The organism is Brevibacillus sp. FSL L8-0520 (assembly GCF_037963895.1).
Classification (GTDB): domain Bacteria; phylum Bacillota; class Bacilli; order Brevibacillales; family Brevibacillaceae; genus Brevibacillus; species Brevibacillus borstelensis.
Genome location: NZ_CP150171.1, coordinates 2,206,870 through 2,226,455, shown reverse-complemented (window position 1 = coordinate 2,226,455; position 19,586 = coordinate 2,206,870). Strand labels below are relative to the sequence as shown.

General features: G+C 51.6%; 19 protein-coding genes. 7 read left to right on the top strand and 12 right to left on the bottom strand.

Features of this window, described 5'->3' with window-relative positions; translation table 11 throughout:
• Entirely contained in the window at positions 1–1,209 is a 1,209-nt protein-coding gene (locus tag NSQ24_RS11045; protein WP_122957727.1) for an MFS transporter, read from the bottom strand.
• Position 1,210: 1 nt separating this feature from the next.
• Positions 1,211–1,690 (bottom strand): DUF6530 family protein, encoded by a 480-nt coding sequence (locus NSQ24_RS11040; RefSeq protein ID WP_003387368.1) that lies wholly within the window; start codon positions 1,688–1,690, stop codon positions 1,211–1,213.
• Positions 1,691–1,962: 272 nt separating this feature from the next.
• Here NSQ24_RS11040 and NSQ24_RS11035 point away from each other — a divergent pair, with 272 nt between their 5' ends.
• Complete coding sequence (locus NSQ24_RS11035; protein ID WP_243014722.1) at positions 1,963–2,790, top strand: sulfurtransferase; 828 nt, start codon at positions 1,963–1,965, stop codon at positions 2,788–2,790.
• Between the two features lie 50 nt (positions 2,791–2,840).
• On the opposite strand, the gene NSQ24_RS11030 is transcribed toward NSQ24_RS11035, so the two are convergent.
• The 3 genes from NSQ24_RS11030 to NSQ24_RS11020 form a co-directional block, all read right to left on the bottom strand.
• Positions 2,841–4,613, bottom strand: coding sequence for a HAMP domain-containing sensor histidine kinase (locus NSQ24_RS11030; protein WP_243014723.1), 1,773 nt, complete (start codon positions 4,611–4,613; stop codon positions 2,841–2,843).
• Positions 4,610–5,326, bottom strand: a complete 717-nt coding sequence (locus NSQ24_RS11025; RefSeq protein ID WP_003387371.1) for a response regulator transcription factor — start codon at positions 5,324–5,326, stop codon at positions 4,610–4,612. Before NSQ24_RS11025 ends, NSQ24_RS11030 begins: the two co-directional genes overlap by 4 nt.
• Positions 5,327–5,518: 192 nt before the next feature.
• Positions 5,519–6,979 (bottom strand): IS1182 family transposase, encoded by a 1,461-nt coding sequence (locus NSQ24_RS11020; protein WP_327927883.1) that lies wholly within the window; start codon positions 6,977–6,979, stop codon positions 5,519–5,521.
• A 463-nt stretch (positions 6,980–7,442) separates the two neighbouring features.
• On the opposite strand from NSQ24_RS11020, the gene NSQ24_RS11015 reads away from it, so the two are divergent.
• Together NSQ24_RS11015 and NSQ24_RS11010 are read left to right on the top strand one after the other, a co-directional pair.
• Complete coding sequence (locus tag NSQ24_RS11015) at positions 7,443–8,663, top strand: DUF418 domain-containing protein (RefSeq protein WP_243014724.1); 1,221 nt, start codon at positions 7,443–7,445, stop codon at positions 8,661–8,663.
• Between the two features lie 173 nt (positions 8,664–8,836).
• Positions 8,837–9,265, top strand: coding sequence for a DUF6157 family protein (locus NSQ24_RS11010; protein WP_024985172.1), 429 nt, complete (start codon positions 8,837–8,839; stop codon positions 9,263–9,265).
• On the opposite strand, the gene NSQ24_RS11005 is transcribed toward NSQ24_RS11010, so the two are convergent.
• The gene (locus tag NSQ24_RS11005; RefSeq protein WP_339167794.1) at positions 9,240–10,028 is read right to left on the bottom strand and encodes an exodeoxyribonuclease III; all 789 of its coding nucleotides are present in this window, start codon (positions 10,026–10,028) and stop codon (positions 9,240–9,242) included. The genes NSQ24_RS11010 and NSQ24_RS11005 overlap by 26 nt on opposite strands.
• A 244-nt stretch (positions 10,029–10,272) precedes the next feature.
• On the opposite strand from NSQ24_RS11005, the gene NSQ24_RS11000 reads away from it, so the two are divergent.
• Positions 10,273–11,082, top strand: coding sequence for a DUF817 domain-containing protein (locus NSQ24_RS11000; RefSeq protein WP_003387375.1), 810 nt, complete (start codon positions 10,273–10,275; stop codon positions 11,080–11,082).
• Here the strand turns inward: NSQ24_RS11000 and NSQ24_RS10995 are convergent.
• The 3 genes from NSQ24_RS10995 to NSQ24_RS10985 form a co-directional block, all read right to left on the bottom strand.
• Positions 11,032–12,171 carry an MFS transporter gene (locus tag NSQ24_RS10995; RefSeq protein WP_228006779.1) on the bottom strand — a complete coding sequence of 380 codons (1,140 nt, stop codon included), beginning with the start codon at positions 12,169–12,171 and terminating at the stop codon, positions 11,032–11,034. The genes NSQ24_RS11000 and NSQ24_RS10995 overlap by 51 nt on opposite strands.
• Positions 12,172–12,299: 128 nt before the next feature.
• Positions 12,300–12,941, bottom strand: coding sequence for a hypothetical protein (locus NSQ24_RS10990; RefSeq protein ID WP_031931773.1), 642 nt, complete (start codon positions 12,939–12,941; stop codon positions 12,300–12,302).
• Positions 12,942–13,121: 180 nt separating this feature from the next.
• Positions 13,122–14,717 (bottom strand): peptide chain release factor 3, encoded by a 1,596-nt coding sequence (locus NSQ24_RS10985; protein WP_003387378.1) that lies wholly within the window; start codon positions 14,715–14,717, stop codon positions 13,122–13,124.
• Positions 14,718–14,874: 157 nt separating this feature from the next.
• On the opposite strand from NSQ24_RS10985, the gene NSQ24_RS10980 reads away from it, so the two are divergent.
• The 3 genes from NSQ24_RS10980 (at position 14,875) to NSQ24_RS10970 (ending at position 17,522) form a co-directional block, all read left to right on the top strand.
• Positions 14,875–16,392: a carboxypeptidase M32 gene (locus NSQ24_RS10980; RefSeq protein ID WP_003387380.1), complete on the top strand. Its 1,518-nt coding sequence runs from the start codon at positions 14,875–14,877 to the stop codon at positions 16,390–16,392.
• A 153-nt stretch (positions 16,393–16,545) separates the two neighbouring features.
• Positions 16,546–16,692 carry a hypothetical protein gene (locus tag NSQ24_RS10975; protein ID WP_170208359.1) on the top strand — a complete coding sequence of 49 codons (147 nt, stop codon included), beginning with the start codon at positions 16,546–16,548 and terminating at the stop codon, positions 16,690–16,692.
• Between the two features lie 263 nt (positions 16,693–16,955).
• On the top strand, positions 16,956–17,522 hold the full coding sequence (locus NSQ24_RS10970; protein ID WP_031931771.1) for a mismatch-specific DNA-glycosylase: 567 nt from the start codon (positions 16,956–16,958) through the stop codon (positions 17,520–17,522).
• A gap of 197 nt (positions 17,523–17,719) precedes the next feature.
• Here the strand turns inward: NSQ24_RS10970 and NSQ24_RS10965 are convergent, their stop codons facing one another.
• The 3 genes from NSQ24_RS10965 to NSQ24_RS10955 form a co-directional block, all read right to left on the bottom strand.
• Positions 17,720–18,271 carry an NADPH-dependent FMN reductase gene (locus NSQ24_RS10965; RefSeq protein WP_003387382.1) on the bottom strand — a complete coding sequence of 184 codons (552 nt, stop codon included), beginning with the start codon at positions 18,269–18,271 and terminating at the stop codon, positions 17,720–17,722.
• 59 nt (positions 18,272–18,330) lie between these two features.
• On the bottom strand, positions 18,331–18,972 hold the full coding sequence (locus NSQ24_RS10960) for an NAD(P)-dependent oxidoreductase (protein WP_172920660.1): 642 nt from the start codon (positions 18,970–18,972) through the stop codon (positions 18,331–18,333).
• 162 nt (positions 18,973–19,134) lie between these two features.
• Positions 19,135–19,575 (bottom strand): Rrf2 family transcriptional regulator, encoded by a 441-nt coding sequence (locus NSQ24_RS10955; RefSeq protein WP_003387384.1) that lies wholly within the window; start codon positions 19,573–19,575, stop codon positions 19,135–19,137.
• Positions 19,576–19,586 lie beyond the last annotated feature (11 nt).

Here is a 19,586-nt window from a genome sequence, read left to right as displayed (position 1 = left end):
TCATGATGCGGGTCTCCTCTCATCCAAGCTCCTTTTCTGGGCTATGAGGGGGAGCAGCATTGAGGCGCCGATCATAATCAAGACACCGCTCGCCACATATACCGCAAACAGGGAAAACGCATCCTTCAGATAGCCGGATACGAACATGCCGATCACCATCATTCCCATAAAAACAGGCGTGATCGTTCCGGATACCCGGCCAATAAATGCCCCTTCCGTATTGCGGACAATAAGCGTCTGAATTCCTCCTTGAATACAAGGGAAAAACAACCCGCTGATCACCAATAAAACAATCGTCATCCCCATTTTCGTAGAAGCGCCCAATCCGATCGTACATACGGCCGTGACAAGCAAGCCTACCATGAGCAGCAGCTGCGGCTTCACCTTTTTGGCTATCCCGACGATGACAGCTCCGCCTGCCAGCATGGCTGCCCCATTGGTCATTACCAACCACTGCAAAAATTGTTTGTCCTGTCCCAAATTCTCGATGACTAGGAAGATTTGAAGCGGTTGCGTCAGTCCTGAAGCCAACCCGACAGCCGAGAAAGTCAGGCAGAGTGTCCGCAGGGATTGATTGGAGGCGATATAGCGAAGTCCGGCCTGCAACTCCTTTTTAAAGCTGCCGGTATCGCCAGAGTTCGGCTCGTCCGTGTCACTGGGAAGCGTCGCCAATACAAGGGAAGACCCCAGGAACAGAACGGCCGTCAAAATCAGAGAGGCTTGCAGTCCAAACTGGATGAAAATAAACGTGCCGATGACCGGTCCCAAAACCATAAAGACAGCGACAAGCGTTTGGGACATCGCCATCACGCCCTGCAGTTGTTCAGCCGGCACATGCCGCTTGTACAGCTTCATCGCCGAAGGCTGAGAAAATTGGGACAGGCTCGCAGAAATAAATGTGCCGATGAGCAGCGGAATCCACCCGCCGTTCATGAGGACAAGCATCACAGCTCCGACGGACAAGGCTGAAACAAGATCGCTCCAGACCATCGTCCGCTTCGGCCGCCAGCGGTCGGCAAAGGTCCCCCCAATAAGGCCAAACGAAAAGATCGGAGCGAATTCCGCAACCGCAATCAGCGATACGTAAACGGGATCATTTTTTGTCAGGTCGGTGACATAAAGAAGCACGGCATAATTCCTGATCCAAATTCCCAGCTGCAGCAGCACGCGGGAGAGGATAACCGTTCGTACATATGGATTCGCCAACATGTCAGTATCCCATATCCTTTAAAATTTTTGACAACATCCGGAGACGTTCGCCGATCATTTCATCGTCCTGGCTCAGCGCCAGACTGAACTGCTTGATATCTTCATGAATCCTCTCATTGTCTGTGCAAATCGCCACGTTCATGGCGTCCCCTTGCAAGCCAATCCGGTCGATGACGGGCTTTTGCGGATCGTATAAATGCTCAAATCTGTATGCTTCGCGAAAATGCTCAAGGGACCGGCAGACGAGAATGGACAAATCAAGAACGCGATGAAGCGGCAGCTCCTCCGATTGCTCTGACCATTCTTCTCCCGTGTGTCTCCATACCTTGGCCAAAATACCGGCCTTCCCTCTCTCGTTCTGTTGTGACAACCCCAACGAAAGGGCTTTTGCATCCGTATTTCGGGCGAGTCGGCCGTCAATCCGATCATAGTTTTCCGATACGATAACAGCCCTATGTTCTGCAGTCGTTGGCATTTGCATTTTTCTCCCTCCAAGTTGTTCTTTTAACAAACAAACACTTTTAGTTAAAGTTTGTTATTTGATAAACATTTTATTTTATTGTCTATAAAAGTCAATGTTTTTCTGTTTGGAATATCATTCTCCCTTTGCGCTAGCAAACAAAAAAAGGACGCAGCCATGTACGAAACGGCTGTGTCCTGCTCCTGAAAAAGCTGTCCAATATGTTCAACAAACATTGTACCGAAGAAAAGACCCATCTGCTATGATGAAGGAAAAAAGAAAGAGGGAGACATATGCAAGCACTCGTTACTCCGCAATGGCTTCGCGATCATGTAAACGATCCGAATATTCTGGTAGCAGATTGCCGTTTTGCTCTGAGCAACCCTGAACTGGGCGAAGAGCAATACCGCGAGGAGCATATTCCCGGCGCCCTGTACTTTCATCTAAACCGAGATCTCTCCGGGCCGAAAGAACAGCACGGCGGGCGTCATCCTATCCCAGGCGAAGAACAGCTCGCCTCCCTGTTCTCTCGCTCCGGCATCGATCAGGAGGTGACGGTGATCGCCTACGACGACCAGGAAATGTCCTATGCCGGGCGCCTCTGGTGGCTCCTCCGCTACGCCGGACATGACAAGGTGGCTGTGCTGGACGGTGGATTTGCAGCCTGGAAAAACGCCGGATATCCCGTCACAAGCGAGATACCCGTACCGAAGCCTCGGACATTTGTACCGCGGATTCAGACGAGCATGCTTGTCGACTGCAAGGGAGTCGAAACCCGCAGCAAGGAAACGGCACTCCTAGACTCCCGAGCAGGAGAGCGTTATCGCGGCGAAATGGAGACGCTCGATCCGAAAGCGGGTCACATCCCGGGGGCTCTGCATTATTTTTACAAAGACAGTTTGTCAGCCGATGGCCGCATGCTCCCCGAAGAAGCGCTGAAACGCCGGTTTGAAGCGTTTGAAGGGAAAGAGATCATCGTGTACTGCGGATCGGGCGTGACAGCGTGCACCAACCTGCTGGCGCTGCACGCGGCGGGACGGCCGGATGCGAAGCTGTATGCCGGAAGCTGGAGCGATTGGGTATCGTATGAGAACAATCCTGTTGCTACGGGAGATGAATAGCCGGTAAAAGAGGCCGAAAGCCCTTTCTCAGGGTAGTTTCGGCCTCGCTTCTATTTTTCCGGCAGCATTGGCGTTTCTTCCAGCGGGAATCGCAACACAATACGCGTCCCTTGCCCAACCTGGGATTCCACGTCAATTTTCCCTTTATGCGCAAGCACGATCGCTTTGGCGATGTTCATGCCAAGGCCGGTCCCGTCTGTCCCGTCTTCGGTCGCCGTTCCCCGGTAGTATCTTTCAAACAGGTTGTGCTTTGTTTCCTCGTCAAACCCTACGCCGTTGTCCTCTACGGCGATGAACGCTTCCCGTTCATCCCGCCACGTCTTGAGGGTGATGGCGACCCCTGGGGGATTGTGCTTGATCCCGTTCCAAATCAGATTGTCCAGAACGCGTTGCAGCCACTTGGCGTCGGATTTGATGAAGATAGCATCCGGACTGCTCTCAAAGGCAAAAGAGACGTGGGCAAGCGTCACATCATTCACATACCTGAGCACGGTTCTCCGCACAAACTCGTTGATCTCCAGCTTGCCAACCGGAAAGCTGAGCGCCTGGTTTTTCAATTGGAAGGCAAGTGAAAAGTCCTGCAGCAAAGCGAGCATGTAATCTCCCTTTTCCCGGATCATTTTCCCCATGCCTTGCAGCTCTTCGTCTGTCCACGTATACTGCCCGCTTTCCAGAAGATGCCCAAACCCCTGGATCGTTGACAGCGGCGTCCTGAGATCGTGCGAAATGCCTGTCATCCATTCCTCCCGGGTCTTTTCCAGTCTGCTCCGCTCTTTCTCCGTGGCAGCCAATCGCTCCGCCATCTCGTAAAATCCGCCGATCACTTCCTTGTACAGCCGATAGCGCATGCGGATGGAACCGTCTCTGCGAAATACCTTTTTCCGTTCTTTTTCAGTCAACGCTTCATCGTACCGACCTTGTCCCATTCGCTCAAACCAGTCCGTAAACAACAGCAGCGGCTGACTGTAACGGACGCCATGCCACGCGGCCAAAGCAAGCGCCATGACCAGCAAAGCCCCTCCCGCTACGGTAAGCACCAGGATGACGTCGGACATGATCGGCTGATCGGAATAGCCTGTGCCTTTCTTTTCTGCATGCAAAATCCAAAGATTCCCGGATGCTTGATCATAGTGCGTGTAGACGTCTGTGGAGTAGCTTCCCGGCTCAGAGCGGATTGCGATCAATTCAAGCGGTTGGTAAGACTCTTTTTGATCGGCGCTGCCAATTGACTGAATGATCTTGCCTCGTGCATCTATGACCTGCACATACTCGCGGCTCATGTCCAGCTGCCGTTCAAGCTCAGGGATCGCCTGGGGCCGCAGCTTGCCTTTCTCGGCGTAGCTCTCAACCCACGTTTTCAAACGTTCCGAATTGCTGTCATCCGTTCCCAGCATAAAGAGCAGCGGTTCAGGCCGCAGCGCTCTCGACTGATCCAGGGAGGTTGTTACGCGAAAGGTTTGGAAACGCCCTGTTTCCGTCATCCCCAACAATTCGGTTACCGTGTAAGACTCCCTGGCCGGTCCGCTGCCAAAGGCATAAATGACCTTGCCTTTTTCATTTACAATCTGCAAAAAATACCCGGACTCGGCGAGCTGATTTCGCCACCATACCGGTATCTCGATCTGGCCCTGTCCCGGTTCCGCCTTCGCTTCCGTCACGATATTCTCCAAAGCGCCGTTCGGAAAGGTTTTTTTCAAGTCCTGATTGACAAGGTATTGCAGCAGCAGCAATAACAGGGCGGTCATCGTCACCAGAACAAACAGCCAGATAAAAAAGAACTGTGTCGCGAAATGAGCGGCCAGCCTTCGACGCAAGCTGCTCATGGCGCGATCCCCCTGACGAGCTTATACCCGAGACCGCGGACTGTAAGCAACAGCTGCGGATGGCCCGGGTCCGCCTCGATCCGTTCCCTGATCTTTCGGATGTGGACCATCACCGTATTGTCGTCACCGACGCCATCGATTCCCCAGACCGCTTCATACAGCTGCGATTTGGAGTACACCACATTCGGATTTTTGCATAAAAAAAGCAGCAACTGGTACACCTGGGCGGGACAGGGAACCATTTTTCCCTGTACCCACAGCTCTCCCGCAGACTCGTCCAGCACAAAGCGTCCAAAGTCATGCCGCCTGCGCTCCTCCTGTTTTCCCTGGGAGCTTGCCAGAATTGCGTCCCGCCGTACTCTGGCCTTGATTCTTGCGGCAATTTCGAGCGGATTAAACGGCTTGGTGACATAGTCGTCTCCACCGATGGCAAACCCTGTCAAAACGTCCAAATCCGACGTTCTCGCTGTCAAAAAGATGATATGGGCTCGCGAAATATCCCTGACTTTGGGACAAAGCTCAAACCCCGACTGATCCGGAAGCATCACATCGAGCAGGATGATATCCATTTCTTGTCTGTTCAGAAGCTCAAGGGCTTCCCTGGCCGAATAAGCCTTGTAAATATGCCGAAATCCTTCTTTCTTTAGAACCATTTCGATCATCTGCGTAATCGATTTCTCGTCGTCGACGATGAGTATCCGCGCTTGTTGCATGACAATCCCTCCGAACAAGATTGTACCAAAGCAAGCTTAATTCCAGCTAAACAACTACAAGAATCGTTAAGGAAAAAATAAGCTCCGCTTTAGAGAGGCCTGCAAAATACCTCTTTTGAGGTTTGCGGATCGGGTAACCCACACTATTTTTTACAAAAAAGGACTTTAACGAAAAATGCAGCCCATTCTCCTTTAAGAGGCGGGCTGCATTTTTTCTGCCAATTTTATCATCCGTTTTACATTTACGACGAAAGTCGTAAGTATTGCCTGTATTCGCATACGAAAGAGACCACGGTACTTGGCCTTGGTCATCCCATGATACCTTTTTAATTCAGCATTTTTGTGCTCAATAATCGATCTGCGACGAATACGTTCTTTGAACGTATCGCTGTTTTCAAACTCGATTTGCGCCTTGTAGGTTTCCGCCACGATCCGGATGGAGTAGGTCTTGCTCTTCGCTCCTGGTTTGAAACAGCCTTCCCTAAGTGGGCATGTCTTACATTTCTCCGTATCGAAGTAGAAAACGAGAGAACGACTTTTGCCACTCTTGCTTCCTTGGACAGCCTTTCGGATACTATGTTGTCCTGCCGGACAAATAACAAAGTCTGCATCCTTGTTGTACTCAAAACCTTCTTGCCTTAGCCCTCCGTTATGTACGATTGGGTTTAGTGGGACGACGGGTTGAATCTTCTTGGCTTTCATCTCGTCCAAGTTATCTTTACCCGAATATGCGGTGTCAGCAATCACTTCTTGTACTTCTATTCCTACGTCAAGCGATTGGTTCAAAAGTTGTTTGAATTGTTTTCCGTCATCCGTACTTCCTCCGGTGACCTCCACAGCCGTAATGATTTCTTCTTCGGTCATGGCAATATGCTCTTTGTAGCCAAAAAAGGATTTCGTATTACTCTTCCATCCAAAGCGTGCATCTGGATCAATGGCCGACATAATACCTTTATTGGCGAGGAGACGTTCGTCTTCCACGATGGCCTTGGCGATCTTGACCTTCTCCGAGATGGAACCCTCATGATCGGGTAACAAAGTCTCGACAGTCTCTCCAAGTTCCGCCAAGTAGTGAAGCATGATCTTCTCAGCATCCTCTTGATCTTTCTTCAACTCCGGTAACCGTGGGAGTTTCTTTTCGAGTTTTGGATGCTTTTTCACCACAACACGGAATAAGCGCTTCGCCGCATCCCGCAGTACTTCAAGCGGCTTTTGTTTTTGTGAAGCTGCCAGTGTATGGGTGGAATCCATGATGATCGTCTTTGACTTCACAAGTCCTTTTTCGATGCACTGACGTACAACTGATTTAAGCACCTCATCCACGGCTCCGGCCCCTAACCGATGATTACGAAAGCGGGATAATTGAGAGGGGTCAGGAAGGGGATCTTCTGGATTTAAACCTAAAAACCACTTATAAGCGAGGTTTACCTGCGTTTCCTGAATGATGCGTTCATCCGAAAGATTGTAGAGAACTTGTAAAAACAATAGACGAAACAGGAGTTCGGGTTCGTTAGCAGGTCTTCCGTAATGCTCACAATAAGAGGAACGAACCAACTCATGAATGAATGTGAAATCTACGATTTCATTGATTTTACGTAAAGGGTGATCCGCGGGAATTAGTTTATATAATTCGGCATGGAAGGATGCCGTGATTTGTTTAGAGGGCTGTAGCAATGGTTCCAACTCTTTCGTTTTCTTTTCATTGTACAACAAACCCAGTGTCGAAGGGGCATTGGGTTTCAGCCTGTTGAAAACCTACTGTTTCGGAGGAGAAGCATGTTTCCAGGCGGAGCGACTGGCGGAGTCCAGCCAAGCGGAACAGCGAGCCCGGGGAAACAGAAGCGCAATCTATGAGTAAACCCCGGAGCTGCGCGCCGTTTTGCGCTTCCCCCGGGATCGCTGTGGAGCGGACAGTTTCACATCCTTGCAGGACGTAGACCGGAGCGCAGATCGGAAACATGCTTCTCCCCACTACAGCTACATTCTCGATACTTAAAACCCCAGTACCTAAGGGCACTAGGGTTACGGTTTACAGATATTAGGTGGACTTTTGCAGGACTCTCGCTTTAGCGAGCCTTTAAGCCGCGCAGTTACACTTGCTTGCGAGGTGATAAAAATGGAACAACGAAAAAGGGCAGGTCTCGTCGACGCAGCCCGTGGACTCTGCCTGCTGGGGATCTTGCTGGCGAATATGCTCATTTTTCAATATGGAATATGGGGCAAGGATGACATGCAGTTTTACTCATTGTCGGGTTTTGATGCTTCTGTCCGAACGATACTCGGCATCGTGGTGGAAAAAAGCTTCATGCCGATTTTCACCTTCCTGTTTGGCTACGGGATGATCAAAATGAAAGAGAGCCTTGCAGCTTCTGGCAGAAAACCGGGATGGACGTTGTGCAGACGCTTTTTGCTCTTGTTTGGAATCGGGGTTCTCCATTCCGAATTTATGACGGAATCCGATATTTTGGCATTCTACGGACTCGTCGGTTTCTTTCTGCTCATGTTCATGAACCGAAAACCAAAAACCCTGCTGATCTGGGGAACGTCTCTTCTGCTCGTGTTTGGCTTGCTGGGGCTTGTGCCGGGAGAATCCAACTCCCCCTCCAGGCAACCAGGCAGTATGGAGATCTCTCAGGAGTATATCAAAGAAACCATTGTCGTCTATGGAACAGGCACCTATTCGGAGATTAGGCACCACAGGAGCACTGCTTCGCCGATATCAGAGGAGAACTCCCTCTATCTTGTCTTTCTCCTGCTACTGGCGCCTTTTCTGACCGCGCCGATGTTTCTGTTTGGCATGTACGCAGCGAAAAAGGACCTGTTTCGGAAGCCTGAGGAAGAACAGCGGCTGTATGCGAGGAACGCTCTGCTCTTCTTGCCTGTCGGATTCTGTCTGAAAGTGCTTCCCCACCTGTTTCCCGAACAAGGATGGGCTGCTGCGGGCGAAATGATTGGAGCCAATTTGCTTGCCCTCGGCTATCTGTTCTCGTTCGCTTGGCTCTACAGCAAACGAAGCAGCTCTAGCTGGATGCAGCGTTTTCAGGCGGTCGGCAAATTGTCTCTGACGAATTACCTGGTCCAAACCGTGGTCTGTACGACTATCTTTTACGGCTATGGCCTTGGGTGGTTTGGGAAAATGGGAATAGCGGCAGGCTGCGTTCTTGCCTTTGCTCTCTATGCGCTGCAGTTGTTTGCAAGCGAATGGTATTTGCAACGCTTTTCTTCCGGCCCGGTCGAAAAGCTGCTGAGAATTTGCACCTATCTGTCCATTCAAGGAAAAGTGAAGGCTCGCGCACCGCGAAACCGGCCAGAACCTGCACATTCAACAACGCTGTAAACAGCCGACAACGAAAGCAAACCTCCAAACCCGTTTTTTGGGACTTGGAGGTTTGCCGTTTGTCCAGGGTGCTCCTTTTTGAGCAACAGTTTTTGCATGAACGAACACTGATTGTCAACAGAGACATGTATAATAAAGGATAACATTACCTGTCTTTCAGGGAGGAGGCTCACATGGACTGGAACTATTTCAACACCTTCATTACCGTCGCCCCTGACTGCCCTGTGATCACGGGAATCATTCCGCCGGAAAAGAAAACGGGCAAAAGCAAGCACGGCATCGAATACGAGCTGATTTCCGGGGCTCCCTACCACTATACCCAGGAGGAGCTCCTCTTCGAGGTGTACGTCCGCCACCAAAATTTCCCCCAAACAGAACTGGCTGAGCGGGGCGGCGAGATTCGAGCCGAATTCTTCAGCAAACCAAAAGCGTGTATGAGAGCCTCTGCCCTTCCCAAAAAATTCGGATGGGGCATTCATTTCAACGAAGCTGGAAAAATGGCGCTGATCCCGATGGAGTCCCCGCAATACGCGGAGTATGCCCAAGGAGCAAACGGAACGCTCAAGGTGCTGGCGGCTATGCGGAACCGGCGAGCGAAGTAAGCGCTGCTCCATCTTGCATCATCAAGACGACCGGACAGTGGTCGCTGCCCATCACCTCGGAATCGATGCCAGCATCAAGCAGAAAGGGCGCAAGCCGGGCGGATGCCAGGAAGTAGTCGATGCGCCACCCGATATTCCGCTCTCTCACCTTTGGCATGTACGACCACCAGGTATAGGCGCCCGTTTGCTCCGGATAAAAATGACGGAAGGTATCGATAAACCCGGCATCCAAAAGCCGGGTCATTTTTTCTCTTTCTTCCGGGGTAAAGCCGGAGTTGTTCCGGTTGGATTTCGCGTTTTTCAAATCGATCTCTTGATGAGCGACATTCATATCTCCGCAGACAATCACCGGCTTGATGGCGTCCAACTGCTGAAGGCAGCTCCGAAAACGCTCCTCCCACTCCAGACGGTAATCCAGCCTGGACAAATCGCGCCGCGCATTGGGAGTGTAGACATTCACGAGATAGAAGCCTTCAAACTCGAGCGTGATGATCCGTCCTTCCGGTTCCCGATCCTCTTCGATGCCGTACCGGACCGAAAGCGGTTTGATTTTTGTAAAGACAGCCGTGCCGGAGTACCCTTTCTTTTCAGCGTAATTCCAATACTGGGCGTACTCTTCGTCCAGCTCCAGGCAAATTTGCCCCTCCTGCAATTTTGTTTCCTGAATACAAAATATATCCGCATCGGCTTCCTTGAAATAGTCTAGAAAGCCTTTATTCATGCAAGCCCGCAGGCCGTTTACATTCCAGGATACCAGCTTCATTTTTGTCGATCTCCTTGCAGATTGCCATGTTTCCATTTAGTTTACCATAGCCATCTGCACTTTTTGACAGATATCATGAAATGAAACGGGTTTCCTGTCTGGCTCCCTTTTGTTCAGGAGAAGAGCTGCAAAAAATTCGACGCAGAGAAACCAAAGATTCGCTTCCTGCGTAATACAGGTTGCCATGATGGGATTTTCCCTTGCTTGCTAAAAATCGAGCTGCACCCGAGGAGGAATATACTTCGTGAACCGCTTCTTCCGTTTGCTGTTTCACTTTACATACCAGGAGGCGATGTCCTGCCTGTTTCCCGTCTTTATCTTCGGCTCTCTGGCATTGTCCAAGCTGGTCGAGGTTCCCGGCATCCCGCGGTACGACCTGCTGCTGCTGCTGTGTCTCGCTTTTCAAATCTTCATGATCAAAAGCGGTTTGGAAACGAAAGACGAGTTGAAGGTGATTACGGTTTTTCATCTGATCGGTCTCGCCCTGGAAATTTTCAAGGTGCATATGGGCTCCTGGTCGTACCCGGAAGCGGCCTACTCGAAGATCTTCGGCGTCCCGCTCTACAGCGGATTCATGTACGCCAGCGTTGCGAGCTACCTCTGCCAGGCGTGGCGCAGACTGGATGTCTCGCTTGAGAGCTGGCCGCGCCACCGTTTTGTCGTGCCTTTAGGAGCAGCCATCTACCTCAACTTCTTTACCCATCATTACATTTGGGATATCCGCTGGGTATTGACGGCCGCCATTTTTCTTCTGTTCTGGAAGAGCCGTGTCTACTTTCGCGTGGACCGGGAACGGCTGTGGATGCCGGTGCCTCTGGCCTACATCCTGATCGGCTTTTTCATCTGGATTGCCGAAAATATCGCCACCTTTTTCGGAGCGTGGCGCTATCCCAACCAAAACGAGGGCTGGCAGCTGGTGCACCTGAGCAAAATCAGCTCCTGGTTTTTGCTGGTCATCGTCAGCTTTATCATCGTGGCCGAGCTGAAGCACGTCAAGGAACGGCTAGTTGGGCGCTCCTCTCATGACGATTCGGTGGAAGCCGCCCAGGACTAGCGCACCTCCCGTCACAAAAAAGACGATGAAAAACGAGTGGTTCCAGTTGCCGATCAGCCCTGCCACGATGGGAGCCAGGATCGCCCCTGCGGAAAGCACGGCGGAATAGATGCTGAACGCGCTGCCGTACAGCTCCCGCGGCGCATGCACGGTCAATATCGTGGACAGCGCCGGAAACAGCAAGCCAACGCAGGATCCGAGCAAAAACATCGATATATGCAAGGAAAGGTCCAAACCGATTGCAAAAATGTACATCATCACGCTAAGCAGGCCGAGCCCGACGAGCGTCCGCTCCTCCGGCGCTATTCGCGCCAGCCAGAACTGGCTCAAGGTAGCCATGGAGCCAAGACCTTTCAGGCTAAATAAGATCCCCGTGACGGAAATAGACAAATTTTCTCTTTGGATATAGAGCGGAATTTCATAAATGATCGTACCTTGGGCGTACATCACGGCAAAGCCGCCGAGAAAGGCCAAATACAAATCGCGGTTCTCCAGAACAGCAGTCAGCTTGGGGGAGGCAGGGCGAATCATTTGCCCCTCTTCCCCCGCTTTTTTCCGCCCTCCCGGCAGTACGAGCAGGGCAAATATACCCGCCACCCACATGATTGCACCCAGGATGACAAAAGAAGGCCCATAGCCAAACTGCACACCCAGAAAGCTCCCGACGGCCGGCGAAACGACTGCGGCCGCCGTCAGCACCATCCCGTTCTTCGCCATCAGCTCGCCCTGCTCGGCCCGCGTCCGTCCGGTTTCTCCGAGCATGGCAAAGCAGGCCGGCGAGACAAACGCCATGAGAAAACCAAGCAACAGTCTCAGAACAAGGAATGCCTCAGTTTTGGTCACGATCCCTTGTCCGGTCAAAATAAACCCGGAGAGGATCAGGGAAATAGCGATAAACCACTTTTTCGGAAAACGGTCCAAAAACGGCCCGGCGATCAGATTGCCTGTCAGATTGCTGATGCCATAGGCCCCGAGGACAAAACCGATCATCGCCGCTGAAGCTCCCAGAACATGCATGTACGGTGCCAATAGCGGCGTCTGCGCATGCATGTCAAAGGAGACGAGAAACAGGATCACAAACAAAAGCATCCGCAATGACTGCCCACTCCCTCCGGCCTTTTTGTCCCATGTATATGTCAGGAGTCGTCCTAATAGAAAGAGACTCTCCAAAAGAGGTGAGTCTCCAAGCTGTCAAATGCGGCCAAACCTTTGTCCTTCTACAGATCCCGGCGTTTTCCGGCGCTCGAAATCGTGATTCTCGGCGCGCCCCATTCTTCGTAGACGATATCCCCCTGTCCGCCCGGCTCGACGGGAAGCTCCAGCCGCACGTTTTCCCGGCTCTTCACTTCAACCGGGTACCCGGTTAGAACCGCCGCTCTTTTTCGCCCAGAAGGACCGTATACGCTGATTTCAAACCGGGCTGGCTGTTCTCCGTGATTTTGCAGCACAACCACACACGTTCCGTTGCGTACCCCTTCGGCTGACGTTTTCGCTGTGCAGCCAGACCGTTCTTCCTTGTACTCCAGCATGTAAATCCCGTCCGCAAAGTTCCGCTGGTACCACCTCACCAGCTCCTGCTGCTTCGGCAACAGGCCAACGGCAAGCAGCAAAACAAGCAGCATGATCCCTGGCCGCTTGGTTACGTAGACCATCATGGCGTATGCCAAAGCCATCATGCTCAGTGGCAAAAAAGCGGCATAGTGCAAACCCGATGTTCCGTTTGACCACGCCGGGACGCCGAAGATTTGAAACAAATTATCCACCAATTGAACTTCATGGGGAAACCGGGCGTTCATGATCCACGCCAGAAAAAATAAAAAGATGGCGGCGAGTGTGGTGCGCCACTTGCGTCCAAACATGAAAAAGCTCTCCTTCCCGTTCTTGCAAAAGAAACGCATGCAGGCGATGTTCTCCCGTTGATATACGCAGCACTCACCCTCCAGGTCACTTTTTGCAGAGAAATCGTCGGCATCCGTAAAAAAAGAGGGCCTCAAGCCGATGCTGTGAGACCCTCTTTGAGCTTCATGCCGTTTGCTGGTTCAAGCCTGGGATTTTAATCCCAGCGAGCTTTCATGAAACCTGATGTTGGAGTATTTTTCGATCGCCATGCGGAGCTGGTATTCGCTTTCGAACAGCATGACCGGACGTCCGTAGCGGTCTGTAACCGTCTTGTTCTTGAGGGCATCCAATGCCGCCTTCTCACCCTCCAGCCAGCGCGCGATCTGATAAGGCATCCGTGTGAGCATAATATCTACCCCGTACTCGGCTTTCAGGCGGTATTCCAGGACTTCAAACTGCAGCACGCCTACTACCCCGAGAATCAGGTCCTCCATCGGATAGGTGCGGAAGAGCTGGACCGTTCCCTCTTCGGTAAGCTGCATGATGCCTTTCTGGAATTGCTTGTGCTTCATCGCGTCTTTCACCATCACGCGGGAGAAAAACTCAGGCGAGAAGTGCGGCATTTCTTCGTACTCCAGCGGCTGGCCGACACACAGCGTATCGCCGATCTGGAAAATGCCCGGGTCAAACAGGCCGATGACGTCACCTGCATAGGACTCCTCGACGATTTCCCTGTCCTGGGCCATAAACTGGACCGGCTGAGCCAGCTTGATGTCTTTGCCAAGACGGACGTGCTTGACCGTCATGCCCCGCTCAAAACGGCCCGAGCAGATGCGCAAAAAGGCGACGCGGTCGCGGTGGGCCGGGTTCATGTTGGCCTGGATTTTGAAGATAAAGCCGGAGAACGGACGCTGGCTCGGCTCGATCAAGCCGATGTTGCTCTTCTTCGGCGAAGGCGGCGGAGCCATTTGCAGGAAGTTGTCCAGGAATGTCTGCACGCCAAAATTGTTGATCGCGCTTCCGAAAAACACAGGCGTCAATTCGCCCTTGTTGATCAATTCCATGTCAAAATCGTCTCCCGCTACGTCAAGCAGAGAGATTTCATCCTGAAGCTGCTGCCACAGGTCCTGACCGACGCGCTCTCCGATCATCGGGTCGTCCGCCCCGCTTACTTCGAAAAAGCTGATCTCCTGGTGCTCGGAGCCGCTTTGATACAATTCAACGCGGGACTTCGCACGGTCGTACACGCCGCTGAAGTAATTCCCCATCCCGATCGGCCAGTTCATCGGGTACGAGCGAATGCCCAGTACGCGTTCGATTTCCTCCAGCAGCTCAAACGGGTCTTTCCCGTGGCGGTCCAGCTTGTTGATAAAGGTAAAGATCGGGATGCCGCGCATCCGGCACACCTTGAAAAGCTTGATGGTTTGCGCCTCGACCCCTTTGGCCACGTCGATGATCATCACCGCCGCATCCGCTGCTGTCAGCGTACGATACGTATCCTCACTGAAGTCCTGGTGACCCGGCGTGTCCAAAATGTTGATATGATGTCCCTTGTATTCGAAGTCCATCGCACTGGACGTTACGGAGATACCCCGCTTCTTCTCGATCTCCATCCAGTCGGAAGTGGCGTGCTTGGAGTTTTTTCTCCCTTTTACCATGCCTGCCTCGCGGATTGCTCCGCCGAAGTACAGCAGCTTTTCCGTCATGGTCGTTTTACCCGCGTCCGGGTGGGAGATAATCGCAAAGGTACGCCGTTTTGCAATTTCTTGTTCCCATTGGGGGTTCACTTGACTCATTTTCATTCTCCTGTCGCTTGCGTCTCTGTCATCTTTCACTGTTACGATTATAACGGCAAATGCACCCGTCATCCACCTAGTATTTTTTTTACAAACAGGTATAATGTTAGTTGTAAAAATTTTTTGACTGTATGTACATATGGTTAGGAGGTAACCCATGTCCACAAACGAAAACCGTTCGGCTGCCTTTCGCGCGTACGTGAAGAAAATGGCGAGCTACAATCAGGCTATCTCCGTCCTCTATTGGGACAAAAGCACGCAGGCGCCGAAAAAAGGAATGGATGCGCGCTCAGAAGTGATCGGCATGCTCGCAGGAGAGCAGTTCCGGCTGGCCACCTCCAAAGAAATGGAAGAGCATTTGGAAGCGCTGAGCGACCCGCAAGTGCTGGAGACGCTGGACGATGTGACCCGCGCGACCGTTCTCGATTGCAAAAAGGATTTTGAACGGAACAAAAAAATTCCTGCCGACCGCTATGAGGAATACGTCGTCCTCACTTCTCAGGCCGAAACCGTCTGGGAAGAGGCGCGGGCCAAGAGCGACTTTGCCATGTTCCGTCCTTACCTGGAAAAAATCGTCAACTTCCAACTGGAGTTCATCGACTACTGGGGACATGACGGCAAGAACAAATACAACACGCTTCTCGACCTGTTTGAGCCGGGGATGACTGTAGATCAGCTCGACCCGATCTTCGCTACGCTGCGGGAAAAAACAGTGAAGCTGGTGGCTGCGATCGCTGACTCCCCGGACAAGCCCGACACTTCGTTTTTGACCAAGCATTTTCCGGAGGCAGAACAGGAGGCTTTCAGCCGCTTTATCCTGGAAAAGATCGGGTATGACTTCCAGGCAGGCCGGATGGACCGCAGTGTTCACCCCTTCTGTACATCGTTCAATCCCGGTGATGTCCGGATTACGACCCGCTTTGACCCAAATGACTTCAGTTCCGCTCTGTTCAGCTGTATCCATGAAGCGGGCCACGCGATGTACGAGCAAAATATCGATCCGCGCCTGCTGGGCACGACGCTGTGCGACGGCACTTCCATGGGCATCCACGAATCCCAGTCCCGCTATTGGGAGAACATGGTCGGGCGCAGTCTGCCGTTCTGGCAGCATTTTTACGGTGACTTGCAAAAAGCGTTCCCGAACCAGTTCGCAGGGGTCAGCGTCGAGCAATTTTACCGCGCCATCAATCAGGTGACGCCTTCCTTCATCCGGACCGAAGCAGATGAGCTTACCTACAACCTGCATGTGATGATCCGCTATGAAATCGAAAAAGGCCTGATCAACCAAACGATTGAAGTAGGCGACCTGCCAACGATTTGGAACGAAAAGATGAAAGAGTATCTGGGCATTGTTCCGGAATCGGACAAAGTCGGCGTGCTGCAGGATGTACACTGGTCCGGCGGCAGCTTCGGCTATTTCCCAACCTACTCGCTGGGCAATGTATATGCTGCCCAGTTTGCCCATGTTATGCAAGAACAAATCAGCGGCTACAACGATTTGATCGCCAGCGGCCAATTCGAACCGATCCGTCAATGGCTGAAAGAAAATATTCACCAATACGGAAAGATGAAGAGCCCGGGTGAAATCGTCAAGGCAATTACGGGCGAAGGCACCAATGCCACCTACCTGATGAACTACCTGGAGAAGAAATACTCTGAGATCTACAAGCTCTAAGCAGAAAAAGCGCCTTTCCTTCGGGAGAGGCGCTTTTTCGTTCACAGTTGTGCCATGGATTCTTCACCGCACCTTCACAATCCGCCAACAATTTCCACATACATTTGGTCTATGATGAAAGTGTAAACCATTCGAGTAAGCGAGGGGTCCACAATGACAACAACCTTTTCACAGTGGCTGTGGGGCATGGTTGCCGACGAAGAGACGGCACCGTTCGAGCGGAAGCAATATGTAAAGAACGAGATGGAGCAATTCGTGCCTGCTCATCACGAGGAGCTGCTTCCTTATCCGCAGCTGTAATACCCAACCAAGACGGAAGCGGCATCGGGGTGTTCAACACTCACCTTGATGAAAGGGAGTTTCTGCCTGCATTAGAGATGCATATCATTTTATCAATGTGTTGAATATAGCCATAGCCGTGCTGCCTTCCGGGCAGCTTTTTTTTTGCTCTTCCCGAAGGAAACCAGCAGCACCCCCGCTTTTAGGCAACAGCAGGTATCACGTATAATGGAGGAGCAACCTGTCACCGCGATTACGCAAATCGTATCAAAGGAGTGGCACACATGCTTCCCTTTACGGAGAAATGGCTCCCCACCTATATCCGGCGGGATTTGACCGTCCTTTTTTGTGGAATCAATCCTGGCAGAGTCTCTGCTACGGCCGGCTTTCATTATGCCAACCCCGCCAACCTGTTTTGGCGCGGACTTTACGAGGGAGGATTGACTCCCCGGCAGTTGAAGCCGGAGGAAACCGCGTGCCTGCTTGATTTCGGCTATGGCATCACCGATCTCGTTTCCCGGCCCACCCGCTCCTCCAGCGATCTAACGGACGCGGATTTCAACACCGGGGCGGAGCAATTCGTCCACATGGTTGGCGTTTATCGTCCCCGGGTGGTCTGTTTCAACGGAATTACGGCCTTTCGGCACGCCACCGGCAAAAAGAAGGAGCCTGTTCCCCTGGGACTTCAACCTGACCGTTATTTTGGCACAGAGGACTGGCCCGGAAGCTGGGTGTTCGTCATTCCCTCTACCAGCGGCGCCAACGCATCATTTAGCCGCGAAGAACGACTGGCCATGTTTTCCGAACTGAGCCTCTTTTTGCAGGAAAAAGGCTGGCATCCGTTCCGATAAACCGGAATGCAGCAAAGCGCCCGGAGCGTCAGGCGCTTTTCGTGCGTTTGAAAAAAACGCCCGGTTCTGAACGTTGCCCCAATGGTTTGGATCAGACCAACAATGGGAATGCGGTTCAGAGAAGCGGGCGTTTTTTTACCAAAATTTGTTATCGTTTTTTCCTTCCGTATCCGGCACAGTCAACCTCTTGGGCAGATTTATTTATTGGATGGCAATTGTTTATACCACGCAATAAAGTTGTCGACAACTTGATCCAGAAAGGCGATGGTCGGCTCGTGGTTCAAATGACCGGCTTCATCAAATTTTTCATGGACAGCGCCGATGTAGACTTCATTCCCAGGCATGATCGGAGATGAGACGCCTGGAGAGAACAAAATATCGCGCAAATGCTGCTGGGCGCGGACTGAGCCAAGCATGCCCATCGATGAGCCTGCGACCATGGAAGGTTTCCCGATCATGACCTTATCCACGCGCGACAGCCAGTCAATGGCATTCTTAAGTACACCCGGGATGGAGTAATTGTATTCCGGCGTTACCCATAGTACCGCATCGGCAGCGGCAACCTTGCTTTTGAATTCCTTTACGGCTTCAGGCGGATCATTCTCGATATCCTGGTCGTAATGCGGGAGATCCCGGATCGGCAAAATTTCGATCTCCAGACGGCCGTGGTAGCGTTTTTGCATAAATTTGGCGAGCTTCAGGTTGAAGGATTCCTTGCGAATGCTTCCTACGAGAGCAACTACTTTCATGTGCGATACCTCCAAGCGGTTTTCTTCGATTTAGTTGACTTTGGTTTCGCGGCTGCGAATCACTCTGATTCGGACGAAACCGTAAAACGCTCGTTTCGATGCTGCGGATTCTCGATTTCATCCAGTACTGCAATCGCAAAGTCCGCATAGCTTACATAGCTTTGCCCTTTCGCATTCACCAAAAGATGATCTTTTCCTTTTTGGTAAGCTCCGGTTCTCTTCCCTTGCGGATCAAAAAAGGCGGATGGACTGATAAACGTCCATTGGATGCCCGTAGATTGCTGCAAGTCCTCCAGGTTCTTTCCTTGGTTTTGCGCGGTCGCCAGATACTCCTTCGGAAAGTCCGGCGTTTCCATGACACGTGTTGTCTTTGCCTCGTCGACGAACAGGCTTCCTGCTCCGCCGACAACGATCAGTCTTGTAGATGGGACAGCTTTCAACGCTTCGATCAATACTCTGCCTGCTTCAACATGGAGATGCTCACTGCCCGGCGCTGCACCGAATGCATTTACCACCACATCAAAAGCTTTCAGGTCCTCTGCAGTCAATTGAAAAACATCTTTCTCCAAGACGGCCGTCTTTGGCGCTGTCAGCTTGGATGCATTTCTCACGATTGCCGTAACCTCATGGCCTCTTTCAATCGCTTCTTTCGCAATGAGGCTCCCCGCTTTCCCTGTGGCACCGATTACTCCGATTTTCATTATGATTTCCTCCTACCATTTTTTATTAGCGTAACCATAAAAAAATGATTGTTGCGGATGAGGATTTGCCATCAGCAATACCATCCGGTCGAAACGAAAGGAAGGATGGATGCATCGTTGTAACGTTGTAAACCACAACATTACAACCAGTCTAAAAAAAAATCATTTAGCACCGCTCTTTATCTTTTGCGTGAGCTGATTCACTACCTCGTCCACCGTTATATCTGCCAGGAACTGCTCCATTACATTTTGGGCGCGGGTAAATATGAGCTGCAGGACGGCTTGTATGTTCGCTCCGACCGGACAATCCGGGTTTGGCTGCTCATGCAGGTGAAAGAGCTGGTCTTCCTCAACTACGTCAACCGCTCGAAAAACATCCAGCAAACTGATTTCATCCAGACCTTTCAACAAGTAAGCTCCGCCAGTTCCGGCGCGGACATTGACCAATCCCGCTTTTTTTAGCTGTCCCAATATCCTGCGAATCGTTACAGGGTTTGTATTTACACTCCCTGCAATCCATTCGGAAGTTCCATGTGCATCCTTGGCGATTGCCAGCAAAGACAGGATGTGGACAGCAATGCTGAATCGACTGCTGATTTTCATTTTGTTTCATC